Annotated in this window: 18 protein-coding genes; 12 read left to right on the top strand and 6 right to left on the bottom strand. The window is 63.6% G+C overall.

The window, feature by feature from the left end:
* Positions 1 to 15 precede the first annotated feature (15 nt).
* The 7 genes from RQ479_RS26225 to RQ479_RS26195 all read left to right on the top strand — a co-directional run bounded on the left by RQ479_RS26225 (position 16) and on the right by RQ479_RS26195 (position 5,803).
* Positions 16 to 1,221 (top strand): aminotransferase class V-fold PLP-dependent enzyme, encoded by a 1,206-nt coding sequence (locus tag RQ479_RS26225; RefSeq protein WP_376702936.1) that lies wholly within the window; start codon positions 16 to 18, stop codon positions 1,219 to 1,221.
* 166 nt (positions 1,222 to 1,387) lie between these two features.
* Positions 1,388 to 2,335, top strand: coding sequence for a metallophosphoesterase family protein (locus RQ479_RS26220; RefSeq protein ID WP_376702935.1), 948 nt, complete (start codon positions 1,388 to 1,390; stop codon positions 2,333 to 2,335).
* 80 nt (positions 2,336 to 2,415) lie between these two features.
* On the top strand, positions 2,416 to 2,694 hold the full coding sequence (locus RQ479_RS26215; RefSeq protein ID WP_376702934.1) for a cupredoxin family copper-binding protein: 279 nt from the start codon (positions 2,416 to 2,418) through the stop codon (positions 2,692 to 2,694).
* A gap of 25 nt (positions 2,695 to 2,719) precedes the next feature.
* On the top strand, positions 2,720 to 3,280 hold the full coding sequence (locus RQ479_RS26210; protein WP_292655709.1) for a sigma-70 family RNA polymerase sigma factor: 561 nt from the start codon (positions 2,720 to 2,722) through the stop codon (positions 3,278 to 3,280).
* Positions 3,277 to 4,110 (top strand): anti-sigma factor family protein, encoded by an 834-nt coding sequence (locus RQ479_RS26205; RefSeq protein WP_376702933.1) that lies wholly within the window; start codon positions 3,277 to 3,279, stop codon positions 4,108 to 4,110. The genes RQ479_RS26210 and RQ479_RS26205 overlap by 4 nt, the downstream gene beginning before the upstream one ends.
* 122 nt (positions 4,111 to 4,232) lie before the next feature.
* Entirely contained in the window at positions 4,233 to 4,730 is a 498-nt protein-coding gene (gene purE, locus RQ479_RS26200; protein ID WP_376702932.1) for a 5-(carboxyamino)imidazole ribonucleotide mutase, read from the top strand.
* Positions 4,727 to 5,803: a 5-(carboxyamino)imidazole ribonucleotide synthase gene (locus tag RQ479_RS26195; protein ID WP_352714359.1), complete on the top strand. Its 1,077-nt coding sequence runs from the start codon at positions 4,727 to 4,729 to the stop codon at positions 5,801 to 5,803. Before purE ends, RQ479_RS26195 begins: the two co-directional genes overlap by 4 nt.
* Positions 5,804 to 5,895: 92 nt before the next feature.
* Here RQ479_RS26195 and RQ479_RS26190 read toward each other — a convergent pair whose 3' ends face one another.
* Together RQ479_RS26190 and RQ479_RS26185 are read right to left on the bottom strand one after the other, a co-directional pair.
* Positions 5,896 to 6,027, bottom strand: a complete 132-nt coding sequence (locus RQ479_RS26190) for a hypothetical protein (RefSeq protein WP_376702931.1) — start codon at positions 6,025 to 6,027, stop codon at positions 5,896 to 5,898.
* A gap of 4 nt (positions 6,028 to 6,031) precedes the next feature.
* The gene (locus RQ479_RS26185) at positions 6,032 to 6,319 is read right to left on the bottom strand and encodes a lysozyme inhibitor LprI family protein (protein ID WP_376702930.1); all 288 of its coding nucleotides are present in this window, start codon (positions 6,317 to 6,319) and stop codon (positions 6,032 to 6,034) included.
* A 249-nt stretch (positions 6,320 to 6,568) separates the two neighbouring features.
* Here RQ479_RS26185 and ykgO point away from each other — a divergent pair, with 249 nt between their 5' ends.
* Both ykgO and RQ479_RS26175 read left to right on the top strand, forming a co-directional pair.
* Positions 6,569 to 6,694, top strand: coding sequence for a type B 50S ribosomal protein L36 (ykgO, locus tag RQ479_RS26180; RefSeq protein ID WP_006327841.1), 126 nt, complete (start codon positions 6,569 to 6,571; stop codon positions 6,692 to 6,694).
* 95 nt (positions 6,695 to 6,789) lie between these two features.
* Positions 6,790 to 7,389 (top strand): hypothetical protein, encoded by a 600-nt coding sequence (locus RQ479_RS26175; protein WP_352454860.1) that lies wholly within the window; start codon positions 6,790 to 6,792, stop codon positions 7,387 to 7,389.
* 234 nt (positions 7,390 to 7,623) lie between these two features.
* On the opposite strand, the gene RQ479_RS26170 is transcribed toward RQ479_RS26175, so the two are convergent.
* The 3 genes from RQ479_RS26170 to RQ479_RS26160 form a co-directional block, all read right to left on the bottom strand.
* Entirely contained in the window at positions 7,624 to 8,691 is a 1,068-nt protein-coding gene (locus tag RQ479_RS26170; protein WP_376702929.1) for an NAD(P)H-dependent flavin oxidoreductase, read from the bottom strand.
* Between the two features lie 215 nt (positions 8,692 to 8,906).
* Positions 8,907 to 10,337: a pyruvate kinase gene (pyk, locus tag RQ479_RS26165; RefSeq protein ID WP_352454861.1), complete on the bottom strand. Its 1,431-nt coding sequence runs from the start codon at positions 10,335 to 10,337 to the stop codon at positions 8,907 to 8,909.
* Positions 10,334 to 10,780, bottom strand: a complete 447-nt coding sequence (locus RQ479_RS26160; protein ID WP_376706017.1) for a DUF1036 domain-containing protein — start codon at positions 10,778 to 10,780, stop codon at positions 10,334 to 10,336. Before RQ479_RS26160 ends, pyk begins: the two co-directional genes overlap by 4 nt.
* Positions 10,781 to 11,065: 285 nt before the next feature.
* Here RQ479_RS26160 and RQ479_RS26155 point away from each other — a divergent pair, with 285 nt between their 5' ends.
* From RQ479_RS26155 to RQ479_RS26145, 3 genes are all read left to right on the top strand, one after another.
* Positions 11,066 to 11,863 (top strand): N-formylglutamate amidohydrolase, encoded by a 798-nt coding sequence (locus tag RQ479_RS26155; protein ID WP_376702928.1) that lies wholly within the window; start codon positions 11,066 to 11,068, stop codon positions 11,861 to 11,863.
* 27 nt (positions 11,864 to 11,890) lie between these two features.
* Positions 11,891 to 12,199, top strand: coding sequence for a DUF1244 domain-containing protein (locus RQ479_RS26150; RefSeq protein ID WP_376702927.1), 309 nt, complete (start codon positions 11,891 to 11,893; stop codon positions 12,197 to 12,199).
* Positions 12,200 to 12,643: 444 nt separating this feature from the next.
* Positions 12,644 to 13,825: an MFS transporter gene (locus RQ479_RS26145; RefSeq protein WP_376702926.1), complete on the top strand. Its 1,182-nt coding sequence runs from the start codon at positions 12,644 to 12,646 to the stop codon at positions 13,823 to 13,825.
* Here the strand turns inward: RQ479_RS26145 and RQ479_RS26140 are convergent.
* Positions 13,783 to 14,694: a LysR family transcriptional regulator gene (locus RQ479_RS26140; protein ID WP_376702925.1), complete on the bottom strand. Its 912-nt coding sequence runs from the start codon at positions 14,692 to 14,694 to the stop codon at positions 13,783 to 13,785. The genes RQ479_RS26145 and RQ479_RS26140 overlap by 43 nt on opposite strands.
* Between the last annotated feature and the right edge of the window lie 75 nt (positions 14,695 to 14,769).

The following is a 14,769-nucleotide window of genomic DNA, read 5'->3' as shown; positions in this document are numbered from 1 at the left end:
ACAGGATCTTCCGAGATGACGACCTATGCCGCTGACCGTTCCAACACGACAATCCGCGAACGGCTCGGCCTTCGCCCTATCATCAATGTTTCCGGCACGATGACGGCGCTCGGCGCTTCGATCATTGTCCCCGAGGCGATCGCCGCAATGTCGGAAATCGCCTCGCAATGGGTCGAGATGGACGATCTGCAGCGCGCCGCAAGTACCGTGATTGCACGCCTCACCGGCGGCGAGGCCGGCTTCATCACCGCATGCTGCGCCAGCGGCATAACCATGGCGATTGCCGGCGCGATGACCGGAACCAGCCTTCTTGCGATCGAGCGGCTGCCGGACGATACCGAGGGCCTCAAATCGGAGGTCATCGTCCAGCTTGGCCATATCGTCAATTATGGCGCGCCGATCGACCAGTCGATCCGGCTTGCCGGAGCCACGGCAGTGCCTGCCGGCACGGTCAGCGTCACCCAGGACTATCATGTTGCCGAGGCGATCCGGGACCGGACGGCGGCAGCCCTCTACGTCGTTGCGCACCACACCGTGCAATACGGCATGCTCCCGCTCGAGGAGTTCTGCGAGATTTGCCACGCCAGGGGCGTGCCGGTGATCGTCGACGCCGCCTCGGAATACGATTTGCGCGGCTTTCTGGCGCGCGGCGCCGATATTGTCCTGTATAGCGGGCACAAATTTCTCTCAGGGCCGACAAGCGGCATCGTTGCCGGCCGCAAGGATCTGGTGCGGGCCGCCTATCTCCAGAACCGGGGCGTCGCGCGCGCCATGAAGGTCGGCAAGGAGAGCATCGCCGGCACTATGGCGGCCCTGGAAGCCTGGGAGCGGCGCGACCATGCCGACATTCGCCAGCGGGAAGAAGCCGCCCTGCATCTGTGGCAAACCGCATTGCAGGGCCTGCCCGGCATCGCAGCAAACATCATTCCCGATCCGACCGGAAATCCTCTCGACCGCCTGCAGGTGTTTGTTGCGCCCGAAAGCCGGTTCACCGCAGCCGGCCTCGCCTCAGCGCTTGCCGCGGGTTCGCCACCCATCATCGTTCGCAACCACGAGGTCGAGCGCGGTCACTTCTTCCTTGATCCGTGCAATCTCCATCCCGGCGAGGCGGAGATCGTTGCCGAACGCCTGCGGGCTATATTGAGCGCTGCCGATCGGCCCGCGGATGCGATGAAGCCCGCTCGCAAGCAGTCCGCCGGAGCGTTGCGCTGGCCTGACTAGACATCGCCAGAGCGTGGTCGAGCCAGTGCCTTCCAGCGCCGGCTTCGCATCGGGCCAGTGCGCCATCACGGCACTGTGAATGACCTTTTAGTCTTCGGGCGGAATAAACCACCCCGCCCATTGGTCTCCCAAGCAGACGCCATTTCCGGCGTTGCAGGAGACCGGTATGACCCACAACCACGACAATGAAGCTGACGGTATCAGCCGCCGTCATGCACTGGAATGCATGATCTGGGCCGGCACGGGAGTGCTGTGGACCATTTCGGCCGGCGTGCCGGTTTCGCTCAGCCTGCTCGGTGCGGCGCAAGCCGCAGAGGCCTTGGCCACCGGCTTCACTTTCCTCCAGATCTCCGACAGCCACATCGGCTTCGATAAGGCTGCCAACCCGCACGCTATCGACACGCTGAAGGAGGCTATCGGCAAGATCCAGGCGCTGCCGCAAAAGCCCGCTTTCATGATCCACACCGGCGACATCACCCATCTGTCGAAGGCCGCTCAGTTCGACAACGCTGCCCAGATCATCGGCGGCGCAGGCTTCGACGTGCATTATGTGCCAGGTGAGCACGACCTGATCGATGACGGCAATGGCCAGGCCTATCTCGACCGCTACGGCAAGGGCACCAAGGGCGCCGGCTGGTATTCGTTCGACCAGAACGGCGTCCATTTCATTGGGCTGGTCAACGTCGTCAACCTGAAGGCTGGCGGGCTCGGCAATCTCGGCGCCGACCAGTTGGCATGGTTGGCCGATGATCTGAAGGCGGTCACCGCCTCGACGCCAATCGTCGTCTTTGCCCACATCCCGCTATGGGCTGTTTATCCCGAATGGGGCTGGGGCACCGACGACGCAGCACAGGCCTTGGCCCTGCTCAAGCGCTTCGGCTCTGTCACCGTACTCAACGGCCATATCCACCAGATCATGCAGAAGGTCGAAGGCAACGTTACCTTTCATACCGCGCGCTCGACCGCTTTCCCGCAACCGGCGCCGGGCACCGCAGCCTCACCCGGGCCGATGACGGTACCTGCCGGCCAGTTGCGCAGCCTGCTCGGCACAAGCAGCGTGACGGTCAAGCAAGGCGGGCAGGACCTCGCCATCATCGACAGCACGCTGGTCTGAGGGGAAATGCGATGATCCGCTTTCCATCCCGCCTCTTGGTCGTATCGCCTGTCACGTTCGGTTTGGCGGCAATCCTGACAATGGTTTCCATGCCACTGAACGCGGCAGACCAGCCAATGGTCAAGATCGAGAACTTTGCCTTCACACCGGCGGTGCTGACGGTAAAGCAGGGCACTACCGTGACCTTCGAGAATGACGACGACATCCCGCATCTGGTGGTCGCCAACGATGGCTCGTTTCGCTCCAAGGCGCTTGACACCGGTGACACATATGCCCTCACCTTCACCAAAGTAGGCGACTATGCCTATTTCTGCGGGCTTCACCCGCACATGCAGGGCAGGATCACCGTCGCTCCGTGAGGATGTTCGGAAGGTTCTGCCCGGGATGCCGGGCGATGCGACGGTGCTGAACCAAGAGGCCGCGGCCGAGCGCTTTCGCGAGGTGGTTCTGCCCCATCTCGCGGATGCGCTTGCGCTTGCCCGCTGGCTGACCGGCAACGCCGCCGACGCGGAGGATGTGGTGCAGGAGGCCTGTTTGAAGGCGCATGCGGGCATCGCCGGCTATGCCGGCGGCAATGCTCGCGCCTGGTTGCTGGCGATCGTGCGCAACGCCTGTTACTCTTGGCTGGCGCGCAACCGGCCGCGCAGTATCGTCGCCGTCGGCGACCTGAGCGATCTCGATGACATGACGGCTGCATATGGCGCCGGCCTGCCGGATACCGATAGTCCTGAGGCAAGCCTGATCGCCAAGGCCGACACGGCGGCACTCGAGGCGGCGATCGCCGCGCTGCCGCAGCAATTTCGCGAGACCGTAGTGCTGCGCGACATCAACGGCCTCAGCTATCGCGAGGTCGCGATGCTGCTTGGCGTCCCGCTAGGCACGGTGATGTCGCGGCTGGCGAGGGCGCGCGGTCTGCTGATATCCCAACTTGGGAGGGCGCCATGAGCGCGCACAACGATGGACTGCCCGATGACCCGTCGGGCATGGAGCTGATGATCCATGCCTTGGTCGATGGCGAGCTCGACGCAGCAGCAGCATTGGCTGTCGAGCGACGCATCGCGGCCGATCCGGCGCTCGCCGCCGAGCATGCCCGCATCATTGCGCTGCAGACGGTCGTCAGCGGGCTGCCGAGGCCCGATGTCCGTGAGGATTTCAAGGCTCGCATCGCTGCAATCGGGACAGCCGGTACGGAGAAAGTGCTGTCGGCGCCGGCGCCCGCCGCTCGAGTGCTGCCGGCGCACAGAGCGGTGAACCGATTTGGCGCGTTCGACTGGCGCGCGCTGGCGGCGTCGATCATCGTTACCGCCGTGCTGGCCAGCGGCGCGACGCAATGGATGATGCTGAGTAGGGCGCCCGACAGCTTTGCGGCCGCAGTCGCCAGCGGCCACCGCCGCAGCCTGCTGGCCGCCAGCCCGGTGGACGTCGTCTCGTCGGACCGGCATACCGTTAAACCTTGGCTCGATGCCCGGGTCGGCCTGTCGCCACCGGCGCCCGATCTTGCCAATGACGGTTTCACATTGCTCGGCGGCCGGGTCGAGGTGATCGCCGACCGGACGGTGCCGGCACTGGTCTACCGGCACCGCGAGCACCTGATCACTCTCGTCGCCGCGCCCGAGGAAACCGGCTCGACAAGCGGACCTGTCGATCTTTCTGCCGGTGGCTTCTCGCTGGTCCATTGGACCGACAGTGCCTTTTCCTACTGGGCGATTTCCGATACCGAGCGGCCTGAACTTGACGGCTTCGTCGACCGCTTCCGAGCAGCGGCCGCCCGATAACCACCGCCGCTATCCATTTGCGTAGCGACAGAAACGGCACAAGCGACTTTCCCTTTCTGGCCATCCTTGCGGCTCCCCTCGATTTCCGCTAATGCGCGCCTTTGCCGCCGGGGAGCAGAAGCTTGAACGATCAACGCGCCGACGTCGCCATCATCATGGGCAGCCAGTCCGACTGGGCGACGATGCGCCACGCCGCCGAAACGCTTGAGGCGCTTGGAATTCCGCACAAGCGCCTGATCGTCTCGGCCCACCGCACGCCCGACCGGCTCTATGACTTCGCCAAAGGCGCCAAGGCGGCCGGCTACAAGGTGATCATCGCCGGCGCCGGCGGTGCGGCGCATCTGCCCGGCATGACGGCGGCGATGACGCCGCTGCCGGTGTTCGGCGTGCCGGTGGAATCGAAGACGCTGTTCGGCCAGGATTCGCTGCTTTCGATCGTGCAGATGCCGGCCGGCATTCCGGTCGGCACTTTGGCCATCGGCAAGGCCGGCGCTGCCAACGCCGCCCTTCTGGCTGCCGCGGTGCTGGCACTGAGCGACGAAAAGCTTGCCGCCCGGCTGGATAGCTGGCGCGCCGCGCAGACCGCCAAGGTCGCCGCAGAGCCCACGGACGCGCCGTGAGCCTGCTGGCGGGATCGACCATCGGCATCATCGGCGGCGGCCAGCTTGGCCGCATGCTGGCGATGGCTGCGGCCCGCCTCGGCTACCGCATTGTCGTGCTGGAGCCGCAGCCGGATTGCCCGGCGGCACAGGTCGCCAACCGGCAGATCGTCGCCGCCTATGACGACGCGGCCGCGCTTGGCGAGCTGGCTGCGGCCAGTGCCGTCGTGACTTATGAATTCGAGAACGTTCCGGTCGCGGCCGCCGCGGCACTGGCCTCTACGGTGCCGGTCTATCCGCCGGCACGCGCACTGGAAGTGGCGCAGGACCGGCTGGCGGAAAAGAAATTCCTTAACGGCATCGGCATACGGACCGCGGATTTCGGCCCCGTCGACAATGACGACGAACTGACGGCTGCGCTGAAAAAGTTCAACGGCAGCGGCATATTGAAGACGCGCCGCATGGGCTATGACGGCAAGGGCCAGCGTGTCTTCCGCAACATGGAAACAGGCGGCTTTGCCGGCACTTGCGAGGCGATGGGCAACGTGCCGTTGATCCTGGAATCCTTCGTCACCTTCGAGCGCGAGATTTCGGTGATCGCTGCGCGCGGCATCGACGGCTCGCTCGCCGCCTACGATCCAGCGTGGAATGTCCATCGCAACGGTATTCTTCACAGCTCGACGCTGCCGGCCGAAGTAAAGTCCGAGACGGCGGCTGCGGCTCAAACGGCGGCGGCAGAGATCCTTGCAGCGCTCGACTATGTCGGCGTCATCGGCGTCGAATTCTTTGTCCTTGCCGACGGTTCGCTGCTGGCCAACGAGATAGCGCCGCGCGTCCACAATTCCGGCCACTGGACGGAGGCCGCCTGCACCGTCTCGCAATTCGAGCAGCACATCCGCGCCGTCGCCGGCCTGCCGCTGGGAAATCCCGCCCGGCAGTTCGACTGCGTCATGGAAAACCTGATCGGCGACGATGTCCGGCGCGTTCCTGAGCTGCTCGCCGAGCCCGATCTGATGCTGCACCTCTATGGCAAGGCCGAGGCGCGGCCCGGCCGCAAGATGGGCCATTTTACGCGCGTGAGCCGCCGCAGCTAGAGCATGATCCCGAACCGAAGGTCCGCGCTAGCGAAAAGTGGAATCCGGTTTTCGGAAAAGATCATGCTCAAACAAAAAGTCAAATCCTACGTTTACTGGATGTCGCCGCTCTCGTCCTCGTCGGGACTGGCGCAACTCACATCGCCTTCCGCGCAGGTCGAATCGGCGGTGAGCTGCTTGGTGCGGTCGTCGGTCAGCCGTGTCAGGCATTCCGATACCAGCATCGGATTAGATCGAGCCGCCCTCGCTGTCCGCGGCGGAATAGCTGCATTCCGCGTCGCGAAAGGCGATCCAGGCGCGCTGCGCCGTCTGCAACAGCTTCCTGGCGTTTGCATCGCTTCCGCTGATGAGCTCCTGGTAGGCCTTGTTGAGCTTAACGTCGGCGGATTTGTAGTCCTCGTCGGCGCAGATGTTCATCATCTGCTGGCTGTCGCCGTTGCGGTCGCATTCCTGCGCATGGGCAACAGAACCTGCCGCAAGGACGGCAAGACAGGTGGACACAAGAATTCGGCGCATGATGATCTCCAATTCGCGGCAACCGCATCATTCCAGCCGTCTCAAGCCCGCGCAATGCCGCAAGGCGCCAGTGCGATATGTGATGATACGAAACGGCCCGTATCGTTTAGACAACGCGCTTACGGCAAGCACTTGCGGTTGACACGGGCAACGCTCCTCGTCTATGAGCCACGCACAGTTCAAAGGCGCGTCTGTGGGCGCGCCTTAATAATTCGGCCCGGGACCGGGCCCAGACCGACGGGCAAGACCATGAAGATCAAGAATTCGCTCAAGGCGTTGAAGGCGCGTCACCGCGACAACCAGCTGGTTCGTCGCAAGGGCCGCGTCTACATCATCAACAAGACCGCTCCGCGCTACAAGGCGCGCCAAGGTTGAGTTTTCGACCGGAGGCTGCGCGCCTCCGTTCGCATGATACGCCTCTCACGCTAAATTCAGTTTGACGATCCGGCGTCGGGGGCTAGATTCCCGCGATGCGGATTCTTTTTGCATTTTTCACGGCTTTCCTCGTTTCCGGCGCTGTCTCGCTGCCGGCTTGGGCTGAAGATCCGACCACAACTCCGCCGACAGCACCTCCGGTCGTCAAGACGAAACAGGCGCGGCTCGATCAGCTATTTGCCGATCTCAAGCGCGAACGCAATGAAAAGGCCGCCGAGCGCATCGCCGGACGAATCGGCAGCGAGTGGTCCCAGTCGGGCAGTGCCTCGATCGACCTGATGATGCAATGGTCGCAGAAGGCAATCGAAAACCAGAAATTCGATGTCGCGCTCGATTTCCTCGACCAAGTGGTGACCCTGCAGCCAACCTATGCGGAAGGCTGGAACCGCCGCGCCACTGTTCATTTCATGATGAAGAACTACGGGAAGTCGATGGCGGACATCGACCGCACCCTGCAGCTCGAACCACGCCATTTCGGCGCGCTTTCGGGCCTGGCCCAGATCATGGCCGAAACCGGCCACAAGCAGTCGGCGCTCGAAGCCTGGCAGCGCGTTCTCGGCATCTATCCGATGATGCGCAGCGCTCAGGACCAGGTCGCCGCACTTTCCGAGGAGCTTGCCGGCGAAGGCATTTGAGACCAGTAAGGGAGTAGGGGAATAGGGGAGTAAGGCAGTATGTGAGTGGTGTAAGTGGTGTAGATTGCACTGTGGAACGCACTCTGGAACACATGCCCCTACTCCCCTACTCCCCTACTCCCCTACTCCCCTACTCCCCTACTCCCCTACTCCCCTACTCCCCTACTCCCCTACTCCCCTACTCCCCTACTCCCCTACTCCCCTACTCCCCTACTCCCCTACTCCCCTACTCCCCTACTCCCCTACTTCTATGCCGCTTGCTTCCGTGACGAGTTTCTCCACAAGGGCGGCCGCCGGCATCTCCCGCAGCTTCGCAACGCCCTGCCCGGCCCAAATGGGCAAGAAGTCAGCCCGCTTGCTTTCATCTTTTGCCATTGAAAGCGGCATGACCAGACTCGCCTGTAGCGGAAACGCCAGCGCAGCATCTTCCTCACCAGCCATTTCCATCACAAACCGGTTGCGCACCACGCGCGCTGGGCGGCCAGTGAAGCAGCGAGTCACCGACGTGCTCTCGTCGTTGGCCGAGCGCAATGCTACGCGATAAACTGGCTGCACATTGGCTTCAGGACAGGCCAGGAAAGCCGTGCCGATCTGCACACCAGATGCGCCGAGTGCAAAGCTGGCAGCAATGCCGCGACCGTCGAAGATACCGCCGGCGGCAATTACAGGCACCCGCACGGCATCAACAATCTGCGGTACGAGGGCCATAGTGCCGGCAGTGCCGATAGCAGGGTCGCCAGTGAATGTGCCGCGATGCCCACCCGCCTCGTATCCCTGGGCGATAATGGCGTCCACCCCTCCTGCCTCAAGCTGGCGCGCTTCCGAGACGGTAGTAGCCGAACACAAGACAGTACAGCCAGCCGCTTTCAACTGCTGCACAATTGCGGTGTCGGGTAGGCCGAAGTGGAAGCTGACCACCTTCGGGCGCAGCTCGAGCACAATTTCGAGACGCTCACGATCGAAGGTGGGGAAGGGCTCGCCCGGCTCGGGCACCGGTCCGAGGCCGACCTCCTCATAGCAGCCGCGAAGGCGGTCGCGCATACTTTGGGCTGCCGCATCATCGTGTATCGGCGCCGGGTGCGCAAAGAAGTTGACGTTGATCGGGCGATTGGTAGCGTGCTGTGTCGCCGTGAGCTGCTCGCGGATAGCTGCCGCAGACAGAATGCCGCATCCGAGCGAGCCAAGCGCCCCGGCATTGCTGACTGCCGCCGCCAGTTCCGGCGTGGTGATGCCGCTCATCGGCGCCTGGATTATCGGGTGCTCAATGCCGAGGAGTTCCAGAAGATCAGTGCGCATCCACATTGGATCACCCTCCTCTTTCTCCCAGGAGAGATTACCTTAACTGACTTCCAGCTCAAGTCGGATAGGGCCTTCGAACCGCTTCACGGCCAGCCACAGGCTGGTGCAAGCTGGCGGCGTTCGGCGTCGATCCTAACCCAACTGCCGTCGATGCGCCGGGCTGGGGCCGCGTTTACGACGCGCCATGCAGCCGGCCCATCCGGCAGCCGCCGCCGACATTAGCGGCCGACTTCCGATCCGACATAGGCGATGCGCAGCATGTTGGTCGATCCCGGCGTCCTCAGCGGCACGCCGGCCGTGATGATGACGCGGTCGCCCGGCTTGCCGAAGCCCTCGTCGAAGGCGATGCGGCAGGCGCGGTCGACCATGTCGTCGAGGTCGCTGGCATCGGGGGAGACGACGCAATGCGTGCCCCACAGCAGCGACAGCCGCCGCGCCGTGTTGAGGATCGGCGACAGCGCCACGATCGGCACTTGCGGCCGCTCGCGCGCGGCGCGCAGGCCGGTTGTGCCGGACGCGGTATAGGTGATGATCGCCGACAGCTTCAGCGTCTCGGCTATTTCGCGGGCGGCGAGCGAGATCGCGTCGGCTCCGGTCGCTTCCGGTTCCGAGCGCTGCGCGTTGATAATTCCGGCATAGGTCGGGTCGGTTTCGACCTTGGTGGCGATCCGGTTCATCATCGCCACCGCCTCGACCGGATAGGCGCCGGCGGCGGACTCGGCCGAAAGCATGATCGCGTCGGCGCCTTCAAACACCGCGATCGACACGTCCGAGACCTCTGCACGGGTCGGCACCGGCGCGGTGATCATCGATTCCAGCATCTGCGTGGCGACCACCACCGGCTTGCCGGCGCGGCGCGCGGCGCGGGTGATCTGCTTCTGGATGCCAGGCACGGCTTCGAGCGGCATCTCGACGCCGAGATCGCCGCGGGCAACCATCAGCGCATCCGAAAGCTCGATGATCTCGGCCAGCCGGGCGACGGCCTGCGGCTTTTCGATCTTGGCCATGATCAGCGCCCGGCCGCGTGCGATCTTGCGCGCCTCGGCCAGGTCCTCGGGCCGCTGCACGAAGGACAGCGCCACCCAGTCGACACCGGTCGCCAGAACCGCGTCGAGATCCCGGCGGTCCTTTTCCGTCAGCGCGCCGACCGGCAGGTCGGTGTCGGGCAGGCTGACGCCCTTCTTATCGGAAATGGTCGTGCCGGCGACGACGGTGCAGACGATCGCCTTGCCGTTGCTGCTGACCGCCTTGAGCTCGAGCTTGCCGTCGTCGATCAGCAGGCGATGACCAGCCTCGACCGAACGCAGGATTTCGGGATGCGGCAGGTAGACCCTCGTCGAATTGCCGGGCTCGGGATTGTCGTCGAGCGTGAAGGTCTGGCCGACGGTCAGCACCTCTTTGCCGTTGGCGAACTTGCCGACGCGCAGCTTTGGCCCTTGCAGGTCTGCGAGAACGCCGATCGGCCGGCCGACGGCCTCCTCGACGGCACGAATACGGCCGACGAGCGTCCGCATCAATTCATGGTCGGTGTGGCTCATATTGATGCGGAACACGTCGGCGCCGGCTTCGAACAGCTTCTTCAGCATCTCCTCGGACGAGGAGGCCGGACCGATGGTGGCGAGTATCTTGACCTTGCGGCTGCGTCTCATTGACTGTTTGTTCCCGGGGCGGCTGGAGCGCCATCCGTTGCGGGCTCGTCAGTCAGCTGGACCATCCAACTTGCCTGCTCGCCCGTGTCATATTCCTGGAATCCGGCGCGCTGAAAGCCCCGGGCGACGCAATCGGTAACGCCGGCGATCTTAAACTCTTTTTCGGCCACGCACATGTTGATCGGGCCATCCCAGCGTCCGCCGCGCTCGGCGTCTTCTGCATAAAGATAGTAAAACCTTGATGACAACGGTCCCTCGATCAGCGTCTTGCAGCTCGATCCTTCGATGTGCCACCAGCCTTCGGTGATCCAGCCGGCTTTGGCGCGATAGCCGATGCCGACGCCGACCAGATTCTGCGTGGCGTTGCAGACCCTGAAATCGGCCCGTGCCGGCGAGGCCGAAATCACCGCGAAAAGGCCTATGGCCGGTATCAGGAGCGGCATGGCCAAGGCATGGCGCACACGCAGCCCGCCGGCGAAACCCATCCTGAAACCCCTCAAGAACCACATTTGCATCTCTCAACGCCCCTTTTCGGAAAAGTCCGTACGCATGTCAACGCGCCGATCTGTCCAATCCAATCGATTTAGAAGGCTCTGGCGCGCTTGCTGTCGCCCCTGCTCAGTTTTTTGGCAGAAACCGTGGCCAAACAACGGCATTGCGCGAGCGTTCTCTTCGTGGAATGACGATACCACCCTCCCCGGAAGCCAGCGAACAGACCTTTCCCGCCAATGACCCGATCCACAGTTTTCGCGCCTTTCGACATCGTCGAAGGCGACCGCAAGCGCGGCATGGTGCTTCTGGCCGATCACGCCCGCCGCGACCTGCCGGAGGAGTATGGCAGCCTCGGCCTGCCGGCGGCGGAGTTCGACCGCCACATCGCCTACGACATCGGCGTCGAGACTGTAACCCGCGAACTCGCAAGTCTGCTCGGCGTTCCGGCGGTGCTTGCCAATTTTTCGCGACTGCTGGTCGACCCCAATCGCGGCGAAGACGATCCAACGCTGATTCGCCAGCTCTATGACGGCACCGTCATCCCGGGAAATTATCCCATGGCGCCGGAGGAGCGCGAAAGACGGCTGGACCGCTTTTACCGCCCCTATCATGATGCTGTTGGCGCCATGATCGCCTCAGTGGCGCAAGCATCCGCGCAGGCACCCTTCATCTTTTCGGTGCATTCCTTCACGCCGACCATGCAGGGCTTCGTGCGGCCGTGGCATGTCGGCATATTGTGGGATCTCGACGACCGCGTGGCGCGGCCGCTGATCGACATGCTCGCCGAGGACAAGAGCCTCATCGTCGGCGACAACGAACCCTATGACGGCGCACTGCGCGGCGATACCATGTTCAGGCACGCCATCGTCAACGGCTTTGCCCATGCGCTGCTCGAGATCCGCCAGGACCTGATCGCCGACCGCAAGGGTGCCCTCGACTGGGCCGAACGGCTGGCGCCGATCGTTGACGCGATAGATCGACGTGCCGATATACATGCGGTGAAAATATTCGGCTCGCGCACCGGGCCGGTATGATGGAGGCCCAAGGGAGGCCAACAGGACATGACCGAACTCAGCGACGAACAAAAGCGCGATTTCGAAGCCGCTGCCTTCCGCCGGCTGGTCGCGCATCTGCGCGAGCGTTCCGACGTACAGAACATCGACCTGATGAACCTCGCCGGCTTCTGCCGCAACTGCCTGTCCAACTGGTACCGCGACGCGGCGCAAGCCGAGGGTGTCGAACTGAGCAAGGAACAGTCGCGCGAGATCATCTACGGCATGCCCTATGCCGAGTGGCAGGCACTGAACCAGGTCGAACCCTCCGACGCCAAGAAGGCCGAGTTCGAGGCAAGACGCCCCAGGGATCACTAGATCGGACTTTATTGGGCGAGCGCCTCTGGCTACCTTCTTCCGGCTTCTGGGGCGGGTCAAGCTTTCGCGGCTTCGTCATCCTAGGGCGAAGCAGTCGCGAAGCGACGTCGCGGAGACCCTGGGATCCATGCCGTGACGGTCGGCACGAGCACAGCGGTTCAGGATGATGGTGCTCCAGTCAGAGTTAGTTCTGCATCATGGCATCGCTCAGAAGTTGCGGCATGGATCCTCGGGTCTGCGACGCGTCGCTACGCTCCTTGCTCCGCCTGTGAATGATGAAGAGAGAAGCGTTTCCGCTAATCTCCAACGTAGGTAGTCCGCCAAGAACGATGCCGATCCTATTTCAGCCGTCTGGTCCAAGCACTTTCGGCGAAGAGCGCTTGACTGTGAATTGAATCGATCTAATTTGCCGCGCAAAGCCAATTCCGGACCGGATCCTACCCAATGGACGCGCAGAAAATCACGCAAATCGCGATTCGTGGACGCTGGGCCGTGGCCGGCATCTTCCTCGCCAACGGCTTCCTGACCGGCAGCTGGGCGCCGCAGATCCCGGTGTTCCTGACCCGGCTGGACATCAGCAAGTTCACGCTCGGCCTGCTGATTCTCTTGTTCGGTGCCGGCGCCGTCACCGCCATGACCTGGTGCGGCCATCTGATCTCGAAGCATGGCTCGCGCACGGTGCTGCGCTGGTTCGGACTTGCCGGCAGCTTGGGCCTTTTGGTCGTGGCTCTGGCCCCCAACGTGCCCTTGGCGGCCGCCGCCATGTTCATCTTCGGCGGTTCGATCGGCGGCATGGACGTCGCCATGAATGCCAATGCAGTGGCAGTCGAACGGCGGCTGTCCCGTGCCATCATGTCGTCCTCGCACGGCTTCTGGAGCCTTGGCGGTTTCGCCGGCGGCGCTTTGGGCGGTTTCGCCATCCAGTACTACGGTCACCTCGCCCATGCGACGATGGTGACGGCGCTTGCCTTTGCCGTCATGGCGGTAGCGATCCGCTACCTGATCGCCGAGGACAAGCACCCGGTCGCCGAGCATCACAAATTCGCGCTGCCGGCAAACCCGCTGGTATATCTGATCGGGCTGATGGCGCTGCTGACGATGATCTCCGAAGGCGCGGTGCTCGACTGGGCAGCGCTGTATCTCAGGCAGGAGCTCGGCGCCGATCTCGCCGTTGCTGGCCTGGCCTACGCCGCATTTTCCGGGGTTATGGCCGTCATGCGCTTCCTTGGCGACGGTGTCCGCAACCGCTTCGGCGCGATAATGACGCTGCGCGCCTCGGCGCTTGCCGCCGCCGCCGGCATGCTGGTGGCGGGGCTGGCGCCCTCGCCATGGCTCGCCATCGCGGCTTTTGCCTTTTGCGGCCTGGGTATTGCCAACATGGTGCCGATCATTTTTTCGGCCGGCGGCAACCAGGAAGGCATGTCGTCGGGCACCGGCATGAGCGTCGTCACCACAATGGGTTACTCAGGCATTCTGGTGGCGCCGTCGGCGATCGGCTTCATCGCCGAACACTCGAGCTTCGGCCCGATCTTCGTCGCCCTGTCCGGGCTGCTGATCGTCGTGCTGTTGATGGCCGGCCTGGCTCACCGCGCCGAATTCGCTGCCGAGCCTGCACCGGCTGAATAGCGCTTGAACTCTTCGTAGAGGAAATCAGCCACGCGGCGGATGCGGACGCTGGTACGCACGTCGCGGTGCATGGCCAGCCACACCGGCAGCGTCGGCAGCGGGAGACCGGGCAGCACTGTTTCCACCAGCGCATCGCGGTCGGCCAGCGGCTGCTGGCCAAAGCCGATGCCGTTTCCCGCCCGCACCGCTTCCCAAAGCACGATCTGATTGTCGGCCCTGAAGCGGAAGGCATTGCGGGTGAGCGCGACGCCGAATTGGGCGAAGCCGCGAATGATCCCATCGCTGCGGTCGAAGCCGACCAGATCGTGGCCGGCAAGATCTTGGGCCTCGCGCGGACGGCCACGGCGGTCGAGATAGGATTTTGCCGCGCAGGCGCGGAGCGGAATGTCGGTCACTTTGCGCGCGACCAGTTCATTCTGCGCCGGCTTGACCATGCGGATGGCGATGTCGGCATCGCGACGCAAGAGGTTTTCGACCTGGTTCGAGGCGACGATCTCGACCTCGATGCCCGGCTCCTCGATTCCAAGCCTTGCCGTCATTTCCGGCAGCACATAGGCCGCCACCACTTCGCTGGCGGCAATGCGCACCGTGCCCTCGATCGCCTCGACCGATCCCAGCGCCAGCAGCGAAAAGGCGCTCGCTTGTTCGCTCACCGCGCGACCCCGTTCAAAGAGCGTGCTGCCCGCTTCGGTCAGCGCATAGCCACGCCGCCCACGTCGGAACAGGGTGACGCCGAGTGCCTGTTCCAGCTCGGCGATGTGGCGGCCAAGCGTCGGCTGGCTTGCGGCAAGCTTTCGCGCGGCCGCCGACAGGCTGCCGGTCTCCGCCACCGTGACGAAACTCTTGATCAGGTTCCAATCGATATCCATTCAAAATTGAATATCAGGTTGCCAGATCTAGTCAATTTTCATTCGTTTGCGAAGAGATCACAACAGGGTCGTAAC

It is taken from the genome of Mesorhizobium sp. ISC25 (assembly GCF_042295465.1).
Lineage (GTDB): Bacteria > Pseudomonadota > Alphaproteobacteria > Rhizobiales > Rhizobiaceae > Mesorhizobium.
The sequence above is the reverse complement of the archived record's forward strand: the minus strand, read 5'-3'. Positions and strand labels throughout refer to the sequence as shown.